Here is a 17,350-nt window from a genome sequence, read left to right as displayed (position 1 = left end):
CCGAAGCCGGGGGCAGCGCCTGCATTACGGGCACCGGCGCTTCGCCGGTGACGCGCGGTGACGCAGGGTGTCCACCGAGGGCCTTGTGCGGTACACGCCCAAAGCCCTCTGTTGTGACGTAACTCAACGCATTCCGCACCCGCGCAGGCCAAGCGCCCATATAGAGCGGACGACGGCCACCGGCTGATCTTGTGGAGCAGTCCGCGGCACTTCCTCTCAGCGCGCATCGTTACCATGCGTGGACGCACATGGGAACGACCACTGACGACGACGAGGGACGGGCGAGCGCGTGGCCGAGGCGGCAGACTTCCAGGGGACCAGTCCCTCACCTGCCCGCCGCCGTCTGCGGCGCACCGCGGCCGTGCTGACCACCGCCCCTCTGCTGGCGGGACTGCTCCAGCTGACCGTCGGCTCCTCCGCGCAGGCCGCGGCCCCCACCGCGGCGAAGGCCGCCTCCGGCTCGCGCACGGTCTCCGTCTCCCTGGACTCGCTCACCCCCGCCGTCCCCACCGAGGACGACACCCTGACCGTCTCCGGCACCGTCACCAACAACGGCCGCCAGACGATCACGGACGCGCACATGGACCTGCTCCTCGGGCCCGAGCTGGACACCCGCTCGGGGATCGACGACGCCGCCGCGGGCGGCGACTACTCGGCGGGCTCGGACGGCTCCGGGATCGGCGACGAGTACGCGGAGAAGCTGCCCGAGCTCACTCCCGGTGTCGCGGAGCACTTCAGCATCTCGGTGCCCATGGAGGACCTCGACCTCGGCAGCGCCGGCGTCTACCAGCTCGGGGTCGCGCTCTCCGGGGAGACGTCCGCGCAGCAGTGGGACCAGGTGCTGGGCTTCCAGCGGACCTTCCTGCCGTGGCAGCCGGGCGAGGCGGACAGCACCACGAAGACGACGTTCCTGTGGCCGCTGATCTCCGACGCCCACATGACCGCGCGGACCGGATCCAACGAGAAGCAGACTCCGGTCTTCCTCGACGACAGCCTCGCCGAGGACCTCGCACCCGGCGGCCGCCTGGAACAGATGGTGGCGCTCGGCAAGGAACTCGACGTCACCTGGGTGATCGATCCGGACCTGCTGGCGTCCGTCGACGCCATGACGGAGAACTACGAGATCCAGGGCGAGGGCGACACGACCACCCCGGGGCGCAGCCAGGGCGTAGCCCGGCGATGGCTGGCCGAGCTGCAGGAGGCGGTCGCGGGCAAGGAGGTCGTCGCCCTGCCCTTCGGCGACATCGACCTGGCGTCCCTGGCGCACAACGGCACGAGCGTCACCGGCTCGCTCAGCCACCTCAAGGAGGCCACCGAGGTCGCCTCGCGGACGGTGGACACGGTCCTCCACGTGAAGCCCTCCACCGACTTCGCCTGGCCGGTGAACGGCGCCGTCGACCCGTCGATCGTCAAGGTCGCCACCTCCGCCGGGGCCGACAAGATCATCGCGCGCAACGACAGCCTCCAGGAGACCAGCGGACTGACGTACACGCCGTCGGCGCCGCGGCCCATCGGCGGCGGCACCACCGCGGTCGTCGCGGACGCCCGGCTGTCGACCGCCTTCCAGGGCGATCTGACGACGGCGTCGGCGGGGACACTCGCCGTGCAGCGCTTCCTCGCGCAGAGCCTCGCGCTGAACCTCCAGACGGACAAGCAGCGCAGCATCGTGGTGGCCCCGCAGCGCACGCCGAGCGCCAGCCAGGCCCACACGATGGCCGAGGCCGTCGCCGCCCTCCAGGGCAGCCCCTGGAACGAGTCACAGAGCCTCACCGACGCCGCCGCGGCCAGGCCGGACCCGGACGCCACCACCGAGGTGCCCTCCGCATCGAGCTACCCGGCCTCGCTGCGCAGGCGGGAACTGCCGCGTACGGCGTTCCAGCAGATCGCCGTCACCCAGGAGAAGCTCGACAACTTCAAGGTGATCCTGAGCGACGAGTCCCGTGTGGTGACCCCGTTCGGCCGGGCGATGAACCGCGAGATGTCCACGTCCTGGCGCGGCCACGCCGTCGCCGCGCGCAACTTCCGCGACGGCGTGGAGGTCTACCTCGACGACCTGGCCCAGCAGGTCAGCCTGATCGAGAAGTCGGAGACCAAGCTCTCCGGACGCAGCGCCACCATCCCGGTCACGGTGCAGAACAACCTGGTGCAGGGCGTCGACCATCTCGTCCTGCGGCTCACCTCCACGAGTCCCACCCGCCTGGAGATCAACGGCGAGGCGTACAACGAGCAGGCGGTCACCGTCTCCGGCGGACACAGCCAGTCGGTGAAGTTCCCCACCTCCGCCAACGCCAACGGCAAGGTCACGGTGATCGCCCAGCTGTTCACCGAGGACGGCCAGCCCTACGGCTCTCCCGTCACCTTCGACGTGCGGGTCACCGAGATCACCGCCACGGTCATGCTCGTCATCGGCGGCGGCGTACTGCTGCTCGTCCTGGCCGGCTTCCGGATGTACACCCAGCGCAAGCGTGCCGCCGCCCGCGACGCCGAGGAGGACGGCCCCGACGAGGCGGCCGAGTCCGCCGAAGGCCCGGTGAACCCGGACGGCACCGAGGACCGTCTCACCGAGGAGACCGAGGAGACCGAGGCGTCCGAGGAGTCGGACGTCCGCCCCGGGGCAGACGAGCCGGAGCAGCCGAGTGACCCGACACCGGACACCGCAGCGGAAAACACGGACCCGTCCGGCACGGGTGAGAGAGTGGACCGTTGAGGATGTCGTGGCCGGTGGGCCCGGGACGATGAGGTGGGGTAACCATGAACGCGCCGTACGACGGTGACCGCGGCCGGGCCGTGGGCGACCCGGGTCACCCCGAGGGCCCGCCGCCCGAGCACGGCCAGGTGCCGCCGCAGCACCCGGCGGACATGTACCTCCAGGACGCCTACGACCAGGACCCCTACCAGGCGCAGGACCTCGCCGCCCAGGACCCGGTCTCCGAGGCGCTCTACGACCGCGCCGCGCACCCGCCGCCGCCACCGGGCACCTACCCGCAGCAGCCGCTGTACGCCCAGCCGCCGCAGTCGCCGTACGCGCCCGATCCGCGGGTCTGGGCCCAGCCGCCGGCCCCCGAGCCGGACGGCGCGACCCAGTACCTGCCCTACGGCGACGACCCGCGCACCACGCAGTACGTGGGCATCGACGACCTGGTGAGCCAGGCCGGCGAGCAGCACCACGAGCCGGACGCCTTCGCGCATCTCTTCCGCGACCAGCAGCAGGGCGGCGTCAACCCGGCCGACCAGCCGTCCGTGCCCGGCCCCGCGGCGGCGCCGTACCCGGGCCAGGGCGGCCCCGCGGCTCCCTACGGGGCGCCCCAGGCACCGGCCCCTGAGCAGTACCCGGCCGCGCAGCAGTACCAGGCGCCCGTGCCGTCCCCCGTCGAGCCGGCCGCGCCGGTGCCGGCGCCCGCCGCTCCTGCCGCCGCCACCGCCTCTCCCGCCGCTTCCTCGGCGAAGAAGAGCGGCCGCGCGGCGGGCCTGCTGAAGTCCAGCGCGGTGATGGCGGCGGGCACGATGGTGTCCCGGCTCACCGGCCTGATCCGCTCGGTGCTCATCGTCTCGGCACTGGGCACCGCCCTCCTCGGCGACACCTTCCAGGTGGCGTACCAGCTGCCGACGATGATCTACATCCTGACCGTCGGCGGCGGCCTCAACTCCGTCTTCGTCCCGCAGCTCGTGCGGGCCATGAAGGACGACGAGGACGGCGGCGAGGCCTACGCCAACCGGCTGCTGACCCTGGTCATGGTGGCCCTCGGTGCCCTCACCGTGGCCGGCATGTTCGCCGCGCCCTTCCTGGTCCGCGCCCTGTCGAACCCCGTCGCCTCCAACGCCGCGGCCAACGACGTGGCCATCACCTTCACCCGCTACTTCCTGCCCTCGATCTTCTTCATGGGCATCCACGTGGTGATGGGACAGATCCTCAACGCCCGCGGCCGCTTCGGCGCGATGATGTGGACCCCGGTCCTGAACAACATCGTCATCATCGTGACCCTCGGAATGTTCATCTGGGTGTACGGCAGTGCGGCCAACTCGCACATGACCGTCGACAGCATCCCGCCGGAGGGCCAGCGCCTGCTCGGCATCGGCATCCTGCTCGGACTGGTCGTCCAGGCCCTGGCGATGATCCCGTATCTGCGGGAGACCGGGTTCAAGCTGCGGCTGCGCTTCGACTGGAAGGGCCACGGCCTCGGCAAGGCCGCGGTGCTCGCCAAGTGGACGATCCTGTTCGTGCTGGCCAACCAGGCCGGTGCGCTGGTCGTCTCCCAGCTCGCCACCGCGTCGATCGTCGACGGCAACATCGGCGGCACCGGCTACAGCGCCTACGCCAACGCCCAGCTGATCTGGGGTCTGCCGCAGGCGATCATCACCGTCTCGCTGATGGCCGCGCTGCTGCCGCGCATCTCCCGTTCGGCCGCCGAGGAGGACGCGGGCGCCGTCCGGGACGACATCTCGCAGGGTCTGCGCACGACGGCCGTCGCGATCGTCCCGATCGCCTTCGGACTCGTCGCGCTCGGCGTCCCGATGTGCACCCTGATCTTCGGCTCCTCGGGCACCGCCGCCGCCACCAACATGGGCTACATGCTGATGGCCTTCGGCCTCGGCCTGATCCCGTACTCCGTCCAGTACGTCGTCCTGCGCGCCTTCTACGCCTACGAAGACACCCGCACCCCCTTCTACAACACGGTCATCGTGGCGGCCGTGAACGCGGGTGCCTCGGCCCTGTGCTACCTCCTGCTGCCGGCCCGCTGGGCCGTGATCGGCATGGCCGCCTCCTACGGACTGGCCTACGTCATCGGCGTCGGCGTCGCCTGGCAGCGGCTGCGCAAGCGGCTCGGCGGCGACCTGGACGGGGCCCGCGTACTGCGCACCTACGCGCGGCTGTGTATCGCCTCCGTCCCGGCGGCCCTCCTCAGCGGAGCGGCCTGCTACGGCATCACCCAGGCCCTCGGCCTCGGCGTCCTCGGCTCCTTCGCCGCACTGCTGCTCGGCGGTGCCGTACTGCTGGGTGTCTTCTACGTCGCGGCCCGCCGCATGCGCATCGAGGAGCTGAACTCGATGGTCGGCATGGTGCGGGGACGACTGGGGCGCTGAGACGGGGTAGGCGCACAACCATCGTCGGCCCTTGTGTGTCGTGCACAGGGGCGGACTGTGGGCACAATTGGTTTCGGCGTCGGACGGCGCGCAACGGATCGGGGAGGCAGGACGACGGTGGCGGAACGGAGCAGGGCTGCCGTCGACGTGGCAGACACCAGCGGCGAGACGCCGCTGACCGCCGAGGCGGACCAGGCGGACCAGTCCACGGCCGACGGGGCGGACCAGACCGGGGAGCGGACCACGGACAACGACGAGGCACAGGGGAGCGGCGGGACCGAAGGTCCCGGAAAGGCCTCACCGCCCGAACTGCACAGCGGTCACAAGCTCGCCAGACGCTACCGCCTCGAGGAGTGCGTCACCCGTCTGGACGGTTTCAGCAGCTGGCGCGCGGTCGACGAGAAGCTCCGCCGTGCCGTCGGCGTCCACATCCTGCCCGCCGACCACTCACGCGCCCGTTCCGTCCTCGCCGCGGCCCGCTCAGCGGCCCTGCTGGGCGATCCCCGCTTCGTCCAGGTCCTCGACGCCGTCGAGGAGAACGACCTCGTCTACGTGGTGCACGAGTGGCTGCCCGACGCCACCGAGCTGACGGCGCTCCTCGCCGCCGGCCCGCTGGAGCCGCACGACGCCTACCAGTTGGTCAGCCAGATCGCCGCCGCGATGGCCGCCGCCCACCGCGAGGGCCTGGCCCATCTGCGCCTCAACCCCAACGCCGTCCTGCGCACCTCCAGCGGCCAGTGGCGCATCCGCGGCCTCGCGGTGAACGCGGCGCTGCGCGGCATCAGCTCCGACTCCCCGCAGCGCACCGACACCGAGTCGATCGGCGCCCTGCTGTACGCCTCCCTCACCCAGCGCTGGCCGTACGAGAACGACGCGTACGGCCTGTCCGGGCTGCCCAAGGACATCGGGCTGATCGCTCCCGACCAGGTGCGGGCGGGCGTGCACCGCGGGCTGTCCGAGCTGGCCATGCGGGCGCTGGCCAACGACGGGGCGACGGCCTCCCGGCACGAGGCCGCGTGCACCACGCCCGAGGAACTGGTGAAGGCGATCGGCGAGATGCCCCGCATCCGCCCGCCGGAGCCGGCCTTCACCGCACCGCCCGAGTACCAGCGCACCACGTACCAGCAGGGCAACTACGGCCGCCCGGCGCCGCACCCCGGCGTCACCCAGCCGGTGGCGACCCCGCCGCCCCCGCTGCAGAGCCGCCCCGGCAAGGCCCTGAAGTGGGCGGTCTCCGCCCTCCTCATCGCGGCCCTGGGCCTGGGCAGCTGGCAGCTCGCGGAAGCCCTGATGGAGCGCGGCGGCAAGTCCGACGACACGAACCAGACGCAGACGACGGAGGGCGGCGACAAGAACAAGCCGAAGCCGTCTCTGCCCATCGCGATTCAGGACGCTCGGGACTTCGACCCGTTCGGTCAGGACCAATCCGAGAAGCCCGGCGACATAGACAAGGTCTATGACAACGCTCCGGGCACGTACTGGCAGACGGACAAGTACTACGGCGAGTTCGCCGCCAAGTTCGGCAATCTCAAGAGCGGCGTCGGTGTCATCCTCGACCTCGGCAAGGTCCAGGACGTCGGCAAGGTCGCCGTCACTTTCGAGGGCGACACCTCTGTCGAACTCCTCGCCGCGGACGGGGACACCGAGCCGCAGACCTTCGAGGCCTTCACCAAGGTCGCCGACGGGTCGGGCAGCGCGGTCGACCTCAAGCCGTCCAAGGAGCTCAAGGCCCGCTACGTGCTGGTCTGGCTGACCGAACTGCCGCTGCAGTCCAACGGCGAGTACCGCGGCCGCGTGGTCGACATCAAGGTGACCAGCTGAGAAAGCGGGGGCGGCGGCGTGTGCAGCGACCGGCAGGAAGCACCGGACGAGGCTCTTCTGGCCCGGCATGTCGCCGGCGACCCGGACGCCTTCGGTGAGCTGGTGCGGCGCCACCGCGACCGGCTGTGGGCGGTGGCCCTGCGGACGCTGGGCGACCGCGAGGAGGCCGCGGACGCCGTTCAGGACGCGCTGGTCTCCGCCTACCGGGCCGCGCACACCTTCCAGGGCAAGTCGGCCGTCACGACCTGGCTGCACCGCATCACGGTGAACGCCTGTCTGGACCGGGCCCGCAAGGCCGCCTCACGCAAGACCGCCCCGGTCGACGACACCGAGCGCCTGGAGCAGTTGCTGGAGCCGCACGAGTCGGCCTCGGCCCCGGCCGAGCGCAACGACCTGCACCGGCAGCTCATCGAGGCGCTCGGCACCCTCCCGCCCGACCAGCGGGCCGCCCTGGTCCTGGTGGACATGCAGGGCTACCCGGTCGCCGAAGCCGCCCGCATCCTCGACGTGCCGACCGGGACGGTGAAGAGCCGCTGTGCCCGCGGCAGAGCCAGACTGCAGCCGCTCCTCACCCATCTGCGGCCGGAAAGACCCGGTGAAGCTACGCAGAAGGACGAAGGACGGAACCGGACGCAGGGGACATCCGTCCCACCCGCAGCGGGACCGCGCCCAGCCGGTCCCCAGGATCCCGGGCCAAGCGACTCAGCTGCAGTGAAGGGCGGAGGTGGGCGAGCGTGACTTCCACGACGGACACGGCCGGGCACCCGGACGTCACCGAGATCTCCGACCTCACCGAGGGACTGCTCCCACCGTCCCGCAGCACCGACGTACGACAGCACCTGGAGGGGTGCGAGCTCTGCGCGGACGTCTACGCGTCCCTGGAGGAGATCCGGGGCCTGCTCGGCACCCTGCCCGGCCCGAGCCGGATGCCCTCCGACGTCGCCGGCCGGATCGACGCGGCGCTGGCAGCGGAAGCGCTTCTGAGCTCCACGACACCGACGCCCGAGGACGCTGCACACACCGAAGACGCCGCACACGCCCAAGCCGCCGAGCACACGGAACCCGGCGAACCCGCTGCTCCTGCCGAACACGCCGCTTCCGCGTCGGCGGGCAGCGTGCGTGTTTCACGTGAAACATCGGCCGACCGGCCCGCGGGCCATGCCAGGAACGCCACCACCGGCCCCGGCCGAAAGAGCCGCCGTCCAGGCAGCAGGCGCAGGGTTGCCGTCCTGGGCGCCGCTTTCACCGCGGCCGCTCTGGGGCTCGGTTCGGTCCTGCTGTCGTCGTGGGGCGGTGGTTCGCCGTCGTCCTCTCCCGAGCACGATGAGCAGACCTCCGCCTCGGACACCTTCGCCACGGCAACGCTTCAGCGGGAGGTCACCGACCTCCTCTCCGCGAAGGAGAGCCTGCGCGAGGGCTCCCGCACCCCGCAGAGTTTCGGCGTGGAAGGCGGACCCGACACCGGAAGGCCCAGGGTCTTCCAGCAACCCGTGGTCCCCGACTGCGTCCAGAAGGGCATCGGCAGCAACGACGCGGCCCTCGCCACCGAGGAAGGCACCTACAAGGGCCGTGAGGCGCTGCTCGTCGTGCTGCCGGACACGTCCGACAGCAGCCGCGTCACCGTCTACATCGTGGACGCGCGCTGTGTGGAGCAGGATTCCACCGCCAAGGCGGAGGTTTTGCTGAAGGACTCCTACGCCCGTCCCTGAGCCGTCACCTCGTCTGTTGTGTCACCGGTGGGTCTCCCCTTCGTGTGCCCGGACACAGCGGGAATGCGCGCCCCTTAGGATCCGTTGGGTGGGGTGAGAGTTCCGAAAGACGCTCTCCCCGGTCGAACGACGCAGTCCAGAGACGAGGAAACAAGCCGTGAGCGACGTCCGTAACGTGATCATCATCGGCTCCGGGCCCGCCGGCTACACGGCGGCGCTCTACACCGCGCGCGCGTCGCTGAAGCCCCTGGTGTTCGAGGGCGCCGTCACCGCCGGCGGTGCGCTGATGAACACCACCGAGGTGGAGAACTTCCCGGGCTTCCAGGACGGCATCATGGGCCCCGAGCTCATGGACAACATGCGCACCCAGGCCGAGCGCTTCGGGGCCGAGCTCATCCCGGACGACATCGTCTCCGTCGACCTGACCGGTGAGATCAAGACGGTCACCGACACCGCGGGTACGGTCCACCAGGCCAAGGCCGTCATCGTCGCCACCGGCTCCCAGCACCGCAAGCTCGGCCTGCCGAACGAGGACGCCCTCTCCGGCCGCGGTGTCTCCTGGTGTGCCACCTGCGACGGGTTCTTCTTCAAGGACCAGGACATCGCCGTCATCGGTGGTGGCGACACCGCGATGGAGGAGGCCACCTTCCTCTCGCGCTTCGCCAAGTCCGTGACGATCGTCCACCGCCGGGACACCCTGCGGGCCTCCAAGGCCATGCAGGAGCGCGCCTTCGCCGACCCGAAGATCAAGTTCGTCTGGGACAGCGAGGTCGCCGAGGTCCAGGGCGAGCAGAAGCTGGCCGGCCTGAAGCTGCGGAACCTCAAGACCGGCGAGCTCTCGGAGCTTGCGGTGACCGGCCTCTTCATCGCGATCGGCCACGACCCGCGCACGGAGCTGTTCAAGGGTCAGCTGGACCTGGACGAGGAGGGCTACCTGAAGGTCGACGCCCCCTCCACGCGGACGAACCTGACGGGTGTCTTCGGCGCCGGTGACGTCGTGGACCACACCTACCGCCAGGCGATCACCGCGGCCGGCACCGGCTGTTCCGCCGCTCTCGACGCCGAGCGCTTCCTCGCTGCTCTCTCGGACGGCGACAAGGCCGAGCCCGAGAAGACCGCTGTCTGACCCTCTCCCACCCGCCCCACGCACCATCAGTTAAGGAGCCCCCAGTGGCCGGCACCCTGAAGAATGTGACCGACGACTCCTTCGAGCAGGACGTCCTCAAGAGCGACAAGCCCGTCCTGGTGGACTTCTGGGCCGCCTGGTGCGGTCCGTGCCGCCAGATCGCTCCGTCGCTGGAGAAGATCGCCGAGGAGTACGGCGAGAAGATCGAGATCGTCAAGCTGAACATCGACGAGAACCCGGCCACCGCCGCCAAGTACGGCGTCATGTCGATCCCGACCCTGAACGTCTACCAGCACGGCGAGGTCGCCAAGACCATCGTCGGCGCCAAGCCGAAGGCCGCCATCCTGCGCGACCTCGAGGACTTCATCGCCGAGTGACGTGCGGGTGAGACGGAGCGACGTTTCACGTGAAACACGAAGGGGCCGGCCCGCAAGGGCCGGCCCCTTCGTCATGTCACAGAGGTCGCAGCGCCGGTTCCTTCTGTACCGCCCCGAGCAACCGGTCCAACGCCATCTCCACGTCTTCCTTCCAGGAGAGGGTCGACCGCAGCTCCAGCCTCAACCGGGGATGGGTGGGATGCTGCCGCACCGTCTTGAAGCCGACGGCGAGGAGATGGTCGGCGGGCAGCAGACAGGCGGGCTCCTTCCAGCGGGCGTCACCGAACGCCTCGATCGCCTTGAAGCCGCGCCGCAGCAGATCCTTGGCCACCGTCTGCACCATCACGCGACCCAGCCCCTGCCCCTGGAAGCCGGGCAGGATGAACCCCGTCATCAGCTGCACGGCGTCCGGCGAGACGGGGCTCGTGGGAAACGCGGAGGAGCGCGGGACGTAGGCCGGTGGGGCGTAGAGCACGAACCCCACGGGGACGTCGTCGACATAGACGACCCTGCCGCAGGAACCCCAGTCCAGCAGGACGGCGGAGATCCACGCCTCCTTCTCCAGCGCAGCCGTACCGCCCTTCACCGCGGCCTCGCCACTGACGGGGTCCAGCTCCCAGAAGACGCACGAGCGGCAGCGCCGGGGAAGGTCCTCAAGGTTGTCCAGCGTGAGCGGTACGAGCCGACGCCCCATGAAGGCTGTTCCTCGCTTCCTTCGCCCGCGGCACCGCAGGCGGCAGGTGGATGATCCTTCCCGTTCGCATCGTAACCACCCTGCGATTCGCTCGATACCGGCAGAAAGCAAAGAGCGAGCCGTGTTCCGGTACACACCGGACACGGCTCGCTCTCGTGGCGTTCGACGCGCTCCTCGACTCAGTCCTCCGAGTCCTCGGAACCGCCGTCCAGCAGACTCTTCTGCAGCACGGGGCCCTCGCCCGGGGCCAGCGTGCCGAGGATGCGCTCCAGATCCTCCACCGAGGCGAACTCGACGGTGATCTTGCCCTTCTTCTGGCCCAGGTCGACCTTCACCCGGGTCTCGAAGCGGTCCGACAGGCGCGTGGCGAGGTCGGAGAGCGCCGGGGACAGCCGGGCACCGGCACGCGGCTTCTTGGCCCGCGGAGCCTGGTGCTCCCGCGATGCCATCAGCCGCACGATCTCCTCGACCGAACGCACCGAGAGTCCTTCGGCGACGATCCGATGGGCGAGCTGATCCTGCTCGTCCTGGTCCTCGACGCTCAGCAGCGCACGCGCGTGGCCCGCGGACAGCACACCGGCCGCGACACGAAGCTTGACCTTCGACGAGAGCTGCAGCAGCCGCAGCGTGTTGGAGATCTGCGAGCGAGAGCGGCCGATGCGCTCCGCGAGCTGCTCATGCGTGCAGTTGAAGTCCTGCAGCAGCTGGTCGTAGGCGGCTGCCTCCTCCAGCGGGTTCAGCTGGGCCCGGTGGAGGTTCTCCAGCAGGGCGTCGACAAGCATCTTGTCGTCGTCCGTGTCCCGCACGATCGCCGGGATCGCGTCGAGCCCCGCCTTACGGGAGGCACGCCAGCGCCGCTCACCCATGATGAGCTCGTAGCGGCCGGGAGCGGCCTGCCGCACGACGACGGGCTGGAGGAGACCGACCTCACGGATGGAGACGACCAGTTCGTGAAGCGCGTCCTCGTCGAACACCTCACGCGGCTGCTGAGGGTTCGGCGTGATGGCGTCGAGCGGAATCTCGGCGAAGTGGGCGCCGATAGGAGGCGCCGGCAGCTCCGGAACGGCGGGAGCCACCGGCTCCTCTGTTTCACGTGAAACAGGCGGAGCCTCGATCACCTTGCCGGCGGCCACGCCTCGCTCGGATGTCAGCACCGAGCCCCCCACAGCCGAGGGGTAGGCCGCACCTCCCACCGCCGTAGCAGCAGGTGTCTTCTCCGTCGGGGCAGATGGGATCAGCGCGCCGAGGCCACGGCCCAGTCCCCTCCGTCGCTCGCTCACTGGATCCCCTCCACCATGTTCGGGTTGTTCTGCGCGCCGATGTGGGCGCGGGTCGGGTCGTAGCTGATGCCCACGCCCCGCAGCGCGATCTCTCGGGCTGCTTCAAGGTAAGACAGGGCACCGCTCGATCCGGGATCGTAGGTCAGCACCGTCTGTCCATAGCTAGGCGCCTCGGAGATACGGACCGAGCGCGGGATGCTCGTCCGCAGCACCTCGTCGCCGAAGTGGTTGCGCACCTCGTCCGCCACCTGGGAGGCCAGACGCGTCCGGCCGTCGTACATGGTGAGCAGGATCGTCGAGACATGCAGGGCGGGGTTGAGGTGCCCCCGCACCAGGTCGACGTTACGCAGCAGCTGCCCCAGTCCCTCCAGCGCGTAGTACTCGCACTGAATGGGGATGAGGACCTCCTGGCCCGCGACGAGCGCGTTGACCGTCAGCAGCCCGAGGGAGGGCGGGCAGTCGATGAGGATGTAGTCCAGCGGCTGCTCATAGGCCTGGATGGCCCGCTGAAGCCGGCTCTCCCGGGCCACGAGGGACACCAGCTCGATCTCCGCACCGGCGAGGTCGATCGTGGCGGGAGCACAGAAGAGCCCCTCGACGTCGGGAACGGGCTGCACGACCTCCGCGAGGGGCTTGCCCTCGATCAGCACGTCGTAGATCGACGGCACTTCGGCGTGGTGGTCGATGCCCAGAGCGGTGGAGGCGTTGCCCTGAGGGTCGAGGTCGATCACGAGGACCCGGCCGCCATGCAGAGCCAGGGATGCGGCGAGGTTGACAGTCGTCGTCGTCTTGCCGACCCCGCCCTTCTGGTTGGCCACGCAGATGATCCGCGTCTGCTCGGGCCGGGGAAGGCCCTCACCGGCTCGTCCCAGAGCCTCGACCGCCAGTTGGGCAGCACGACCGATAGGTGTGTCGTCCATCGGGGGCGGTGTTTCACGTGAAACATCCATCCCCGGCGACTCGGTACGGGGACCGGGGACCGGATCGGTCATCGGTCCCGCGATGTTGGCGTCGGACCGCAAGGATTCACTCTCCTCGACTTCAGGCTCGCAATGAACAGAGCCTCCCATGTCTTCGGGGTCGTGAACCAGTGAGGCCGGTGCTTCTGTGGAGAAATCCACCTCTGTGGACAACTCAGCTCCCGCATCGGGTGAACCGGCGGGCTCATCGAGGGCTCCGGCGCGCTTCTCGGGCGCCTTAGTGGGCTTGTCCAGTGATCCGAGCGGCTTACGGTCGCGAGGTTCGGCCGCAGCGCGGCCCCGACTGATGATGCCGTGCAGCAGTGAGCGACGTTTCACGTGAAACACGATGCACAGCAGCCGGGGCCCAACTGGCGCGACACTCCGTCATGAGGAGGTTCGGCAGCTTGTGTGGAGTACGGCTCAACGCCGTCGGCGCGCCCGCCCCGTACGCGCTGCCTTCGCCCGCTTGGCCGCGAAGCGCACACCACCCGGGCTCTCGCCGACCTCCACCCGCACCACCGTGGACAGCGGATCGACGACGCCCTCGCCCACCTGAAGGACGGAGGTGCTCACGGCACCCAGTTTGCTCAGCGCGGTGGCCGCGCTCTTCAGCTCCTCCTCCGCGGTGTCGCCCTTGAGCGCGAGCATCTCGCCGTAGGGCCGCAGCAGCGGGATGCCCCAGGTGGCGAGGCGGTCCAGCGGGGCAACGGCACGGGCGGTGACCACATGCACCGGAGTGAGCTTGCCCATGACCTCCTCGGCACGACCGCGCACGACCGTGACATGGTCCAGGCCCAGCAGCTCCACGACCTCGGTCAGGAAGGTCGTACGCCGCAGCAGCGGCTCGAGCAGGGTGATCTTCAGGTCCTCACGGACGAGTGCCAGCGGAATGCCGGGCAGGCCGGCCCCCGAACCGACGTCGCAGACCGTGACACCCTCGGGCACGACCTCGGAGAGCACCGCGCAGTTCAGCAGATGCCGCTCCCACAGGCGCGGCACTTCACGTGGGCCGATCAGACCGCGCTGCACGCCCGCCTCGGCGAGCAGCTCCGCATACCGGACCGCATCCGCGAAGCGATCGCCGAACACCGCACGTGCCTGCTCGGGCGCAGGGGGGAGCTCCGCTGCCTCCGTCACGGGGGACCGTCCTTCCGTACCGCGTCAGCGCGACCAGGCGCCGACACCAGAACCACCAGAACTATCAGGCTGACAAAATTCGGCCCCGCCTGCGCTACAGACGGGGCCGGTGGAACGTATGGACCGCTCAGGCGGGCAGCACGACGACGAAGCGCTGCGGCTCCTCGCCCTCGGACTCGCTGCGCAGGCCCGCCGCCTTCACCGCGTCGTGCACGACCTTGCGCTCGAACGGCGTCATCGGCTTCAGCTTCACGGGCGAGCCGGTGCTCTTGGCCTCGGCCGCGGCCTTGGCGCCCAGCTCGGCGAGCTCGGTGCGCTTGCGGGCCCGGTAGCCGGCGACGTCCAGCATCAGACGGCTGCGGTCCCCGGTCTCCCGGTGCACCGCGAGACGCGTGAGCTCCTGGAGGGCCTCGAGCACCTCTCCGTCACGGCCGACCAGCTTCTGCAGATCGCGGGCGCCCGAGTCACTGATGATCGAGACAGAGGCGCGGTCGCCCTCGACGTCCATGTCGATGTCGCCGTCGAGATCGGCGATGTCCAGCAGACCCTCGAGGTAGTCCGCCGCGATCTCGCCCTCCTGCTCCAGGCGGGTCAGGGTGTCTGCACCCTCGGCAGCGGCGGAGGTGGTGCCTTCCGTCACGGGATGGACTCCTTCTTACTTCTTGGACGGGGACTTGGGACGCTGCGGACCCTTGCGCTGACCGGACTGCGCCTTGCTGCGGCCGGAGCCGGGCTGCTTGGGAGCGGCCTTCTTCTGCGCGGCCGGAGCGGCGTCCTCGGGCTCGTCGGACTTCTCCAGCGAGGTCTTCTCCAGCGACGTGGCCTCATCGGCCGCCTTGGCGGCGCCGGACTGGCGCTGGGCCTTGGTCTGCCGCTTGGGCTGCTGGCGCCGGGGGGTGCCGGACGCCGTCGTGGGCGTGCCGTCCTCGGCGGTCTCGACGGCGACAGCGCTCTCGCCCTTCACCACGGTGCCGTCGGGCTGGGCGGCGAAGCCCGCCTTGCTGAGGCCGTTGATGAACTTGCGCTCGAACTCGTTGCGGTCCCGGCCCTTGGCGACGATGGCCTTGATGATCGTGCGCTCGCTGCGTCGGCGGACCTTGCCGTGGTGCGTGACGTGCTTGGTCAGGCGCTCCAGGTAGGCGGCCTGGGCCTTGGAACCCGGGGTCGGGTTGTTGTGGATCACGTACATCTGCTGGCCCATGGTCCACACGTTGGTGGTCAGCCAGTAGACGAGGACACCGACCGGGAAGTTGATGCCGAAGACGGCGAAGATGACCGGGAAGACGTACATCAGCATCTTCTGCTGCTGCATGAACGGGGTCTTCACCGTGGTGTCGACGTTCTTCGTCATCAGCTGGCGCTGCGTGTAGAACTGCGACAGCGACATCAGGATGATCATGATGGCCGTGACGACACGGACGTCGGTGAGCGTGGCGCCGAGCGACTGGACCTTCTCCGCGCTGTTGGTGAACTTCGCGGCGAGCGGAGCACCGAAGATGTGGGCCTGCTGCGCGCTCTCCAGCAGATCCTGGTTGATCACCTTGCCGACGGTCTTGCCGTTGGCGATGTTGTTGAGCACGTGGTACAGGGCGAAGAAGAACGGCGACTGCGCCAGGATGGGAAGGCACGAGGAGAGCGGGTTGGTGCCCGTCTCCTTGTACAGCTTCATCATCTCTTCGGACTGGCGCTGCCGGTCGTTCTTGTAGCGCTCCTGGATCTTCTTCATCTCCGGCTGGAGCGTCTGCATGGCCCGGGTCGCCTTGATCTGCTTCACGAAGAGCGGGATCAGGCAGATCCGGATGACGATCACCAGGGACATGATGGACAGGCCCCAGGCCCAGCCCGTATCAGGACCGAAGATCGCACCGTACAGCTTGTGGAACTGGACGATGATCCATGCGACGGGCGTGGTGATGAAGCTGAAGAGGCTGGCAATCGTGTCCACTAATCATGCTCCTTGGGCATGGGACGGGGTCTCTGCGGCCGGGCTCGAAGGACTCGTAGAGCTCAACGCATTCTGTCCCTCGGTGGCCGGTTCGGCGGAGGAGGGCCCGCCCTTGCGTGCGCGCCAGGCAGTGCGCACCATCTCGTGCCATCGCGGGCGCTTGCGCGGCGGGACATGGTCCACACCGCCCAGCGACCACGGATTGCAGCGGAGGATGCGCCAGGCGGTCAGGGCCGTGCCCTTGATCGCACCGTGCCGGTCGATGGCCGTATAGCCGTAGTGAGAGCACGACGGGTAGTACTTGCACACCGGCCCGAGCAATGGACTGATCGTCCACTGGTACAGCTTGATCAATGCCAGCAGCGGGTACTTCATCGCGCGCCCCCTCCCAGAAGCCGCTGAAGGGCGGCGTCCAGGTCTTGGGCCAGCTGTTCATGGTCGGCGTCGCCCGAACCGGGCAGCGCTCGTACCACTACCAGGCTACCGGGGGGCAGGAGAGCCACCCGGTCACGCATCAGATGACGAAGCCTGCGCTTGACCTTGTTGCGCACGACCGCGCCACCCACTGCCTTGCTCACGACGAAACCCGCACGCGTCGGAGGAGCGCTCTCCCCAGGCGCGTGCGGGTCCGTAGTACCGCTGCGTAGATGGACGACGAGCAGAGGGCGACCGGCCCTGCGTCCTCGTCGTACCGCGGTCGCGAAATCCTCGCGCCGCCTCAGCCGGTTCTCGGTGGGCAGCACGACGTCATGACCTGACCGGGATCAGGCGGACAGACGGGCGCGACCCTTGCTGCGGCGGGACGCCAGAACGGCGCGGCCGGCACGGGTACGCATCCGCAGCCGGAAGCCGTGGGTCTTCGCGCGACGACGGTTGTTCGGCTGGAAGGTGCGCTTGCTCACTCGGGGGCTCCAGAAAGAATCAGTAGTTGCGGGGTGCCGTCCTGGCTGTCACCGTGCGCCCACGAGTAGCTCGCGTTACGCCCGAGTGCACCGCTTTCCGATCACCTTGACGCGATCTGTGCCCATCGGAGGCAGGCGGCAGCAGCCATCGACAACTCGACCTGGTTACGGTACGCGGGGCTACGCCATCCGGTCAAACCAGCGACGTACGGGAGACACTGTCCACAGCCTGGGGACAACAACTTGAACCGTACCCGTCGCGCTGACTACCGTGGCTGGACTCCGATTCGTTCCCTTGTCCCCGGCCCAGCGGGT

16 protein-coding genes are annotated in these 17,350 nt (G+C 69.5%); 7 read left to right on the top strand and 9 right to left on the bottom strand.

From position 1 onward, the window contains the following. Nucleotides 1–289: 289 nt before the first annotated feature. From RKD23_RS19060 to trxA, 7 genes are all read left to right on the top strand, one after another. Nucleotides 290–2,707 carry a DUF6049 family protein gene (locus RKD23_RS19060; protein ID WP_424854758.1) on the top strand — a complete coding sequence of 806 codons (2,418 nt, stop codon included), beginning with the start codon at nt 290–292 and terminating at the stop codon, nt 2,705–2,707. Between the two features lie 44 nt (nt 2,708–2,751). Next, nucleotides 2,752–5,082 (top strand): murein biosynthesis integral membrane protein MurJ, encoded by a 2,331-nt coding sequence (gene murJ / locus RKD23_RS19055; protein WP_424854757.1) that lies wholly within the window; start codon nt 2,752–2,754, stop codon nt 5,080–5,082. Between the two features lie 117 nt (nt 5,083–5,199). Further along, nucleotides 5,200–6,903 (top strand): protein kinase family protein, encoded by a 1,704-nt coding sequence (locus RKD23_RS19050; RefSeq protein WP_424854756.1) that lies wholly within the window; start codon nt 5,200–5,202, stop codon nt 6,901–6,903. 18 nt (nt 6,904–6,921) lie between these two features. Then, nucleotides 6,922–7,641, top strand: coding sequence for an RNA polymerase sigma factor SigM (sigM, locus tag RKD23_RS19045; RefSeq protein WP_424854755.1), 720 nt, complete (start codon nt 6,922–6,924; stop codon nt 7,639–7,641). After that, nucleotides 7,638–8,612 (top strand): hypothetical protein, encoded by a 975-nt coding sequence (locus RKD23_RS19040; protein WP_424854754.1) that lies wholly within the window; start codon nt 7,638–7,640, stop codon nt 8,610–8,612. Before sigM ends, RKD23_RS19040 begins: the two co-directional genes overlap by 4 nt. A 157-nt stretch (nt 8,613–8,769) precedes the next feature. Next, the gene (gene trxB / locus RKD23_RS19035) at nt 8,770–9,738 is read left to right on the top strand and encodes a thioredoxin-disulfide reductase (RefSeq protein ID WP_424854753.1); all 969 of its coding nucleotides are present in this window, start codon (nt 8,770–8,772) and stop codon (nt 9,736–9,738) included. A gap of 44 nt (nt 9,739–9,782) precedes the next feature. Beyond that, a complete protein-coding gene (gene trxA, locus RKD23_RS19030; RefSeq protein ID WP_424854752.1) occupies nt 9,783–10,115 on the top strand; it encodes a thioredoxin in 333 nt (110 codons plus the stop codon). A gap of 76 nt (nt 10,116–10,191) precedes the next feature. Here trxA and RKD23_RS19025 read toward each other — a convergent pair whose 3' ends face one another. From RKD23_RS19025 to rpmH, 9 genes are all read right to left on the bottom strand, one after another. Further along, on the bottom strand, nt 10,192–10,809 hold the full coding sequence (locus RKD23_RS19025; protein WP_424854751.1) for a GNAT family N-acetyltransferase: 618 nt from the start codon (nt 10,807–10,809) through the stop codon (nt 10,192–10,194). 179 nt (nt 10,810–10,988) lie between these two features. Then, entirely contained in the window at nt 10,989–12,089 is a 1,101-nt protein-coding gene (locus RKD23_RS19020; RefSeq protein ID WP_424854750.1) for a ParB/RepB/Spo0J family partition protein, read from the bottom strand. After that, nucleotides 12,086–13,159 (bottom strand): ParA family protein, encoded by a 1,074-nt coding sequence (locus tag RKD23_RS19015; RefSeq protein ID WP_404038312.1) that lies wholly within the window; start codon nt 13,157–13,159, stop codon nt 12,086–12,088. The genes RKD23_RS19020 and RKD23_RS19015 overlap by 4 nt, the downstream gene beginning before the upstream one ends. A 312-nt stretch (nt 13,160–13,471) precedes the next feature. Continuing rightward, nucleotides 13,472–14,188, bottom strand: a complete 717-nt coding sequence (gene rsmG, locus RKD23_RS19010; RefSeq protein WP_424854749.1) for a 16S rRNA (guanine(527)-N(7))-methyltransferase RsmG — start codon at nt 14,186–14,188, stop codon at nt 13,472–13,474. 127 nt (nt 14,189–14,315) lie between these two features. Then, nucleotides 14,316–14,828 carry a protein jag gene (locus RKD23_RS19005; protein WP_404036970.1) on the bottom strand — a complete coding sequence of 171 codons (513 nt, stop codon included), beginning with the start codon at nt 14,826–14,828 and terminating at the stop codon, nt 14,316–14,318. A 15-nt stretch (nt 14,829–14,843) separates the two neighbouring features. Further along, nucleotides 14,844–16,133 carry a membrane protein insertase YidC gene (gene yidC / locus RKD23_RS19000; RefSeq protein WP_424854748.1) on the bottom strand — a complete coding sequence of 430 codons (1,290 nt, stop codon included), beginning with the start codon at nt 16,131–16,133 and terminating at the stop codon, nt 14,844–14,846. Nucleotides 16,134–16,136: 3 nt separating this feature from the next. After that, nucleotides 16,137–16,508: a membrane protein insertion efficiency factor YidD gene (gene yidD, locus RKD23_RS18995; protein ID WP_404036976.1), complete on the bottom strand. Its 372-nt coding sequence runs from the start codon at nt 16,506–16,508 to the stop codon at nt 16,137–16,139. Next, nucleotides 16,505–16,876 carry a ribonuclease P protein component gene (gene rnpA, locus RKD23_RS18990; RefSeq protein WP_404036979.1) on the bottom strand — a complete coding sequence of 124 codons (372 nt, stop codon included), beginning with the start codon at nt 16,874–16,876 and terminating at the stop codon, nt 16,505–16,507. Before rnpA ends, yidD begins: the two co-directional genes overlap by 4 nt. Nucleotides 16,877–16,897: 21 nt before the next feature. Continuing rightward, the gene (rpmH, locus tag RKD23_RS18985) at nt 16,898–17,035 is read right to left on the bottom strand and encodes a 50S ribosomal protein L34 (protein ID WP_016644655.1); all 138 of its coding nucleotides are present in this window, start codon (nt 17,033–17,035) and stop codon (nt 16,898–16,900) included. Between the last annotated feature and the right edge of the window lie 315 nt (nt 17,036–17,350).

The sequence above is a fragment of the Streptomyces sp. SAI-170 genome, from assembly GCF_049739565.1.
GTDB lineage: Bacteria > Actinomycetota > Actinomycetes > Streptomycetales > Streptomycetaceae > Streptomyces.
Note: the sequence above shows the minus strand (reverse complement) of the source record. Positions and strands in the feature narration are given on the sequence as shown.

Coding starts and splice junctions, on each gene's coding strand:
- RKD23_RS19025 (WP_424854751.1), bottom strand. CDS start 10,809: ATGGGGCGTCGGCTCGTACCGCTCACGCTGGACAACCTTGAGGACCTT.
- yidD (WP_404036976.1), bottom strand. CDS start 16,508: ATGAAGTACCCGCTGCTGGCATTGATCAAGCTGTACCAGTGGACGATC.
- murJ (WP_424854757.1), top strand. CDS start 2,752: ATGAACGCGCCGTACGACGGTGACCGCGGCCGGGCCGTGGGCGACCCG.
- RKD23_RS19015 (WP_404038312.1), bottom strand. CDS start 13,159: ATGGGAGGCTCTGTTCATTGCGAGCCTGAAGTCGAGGAGAGTGAATCC.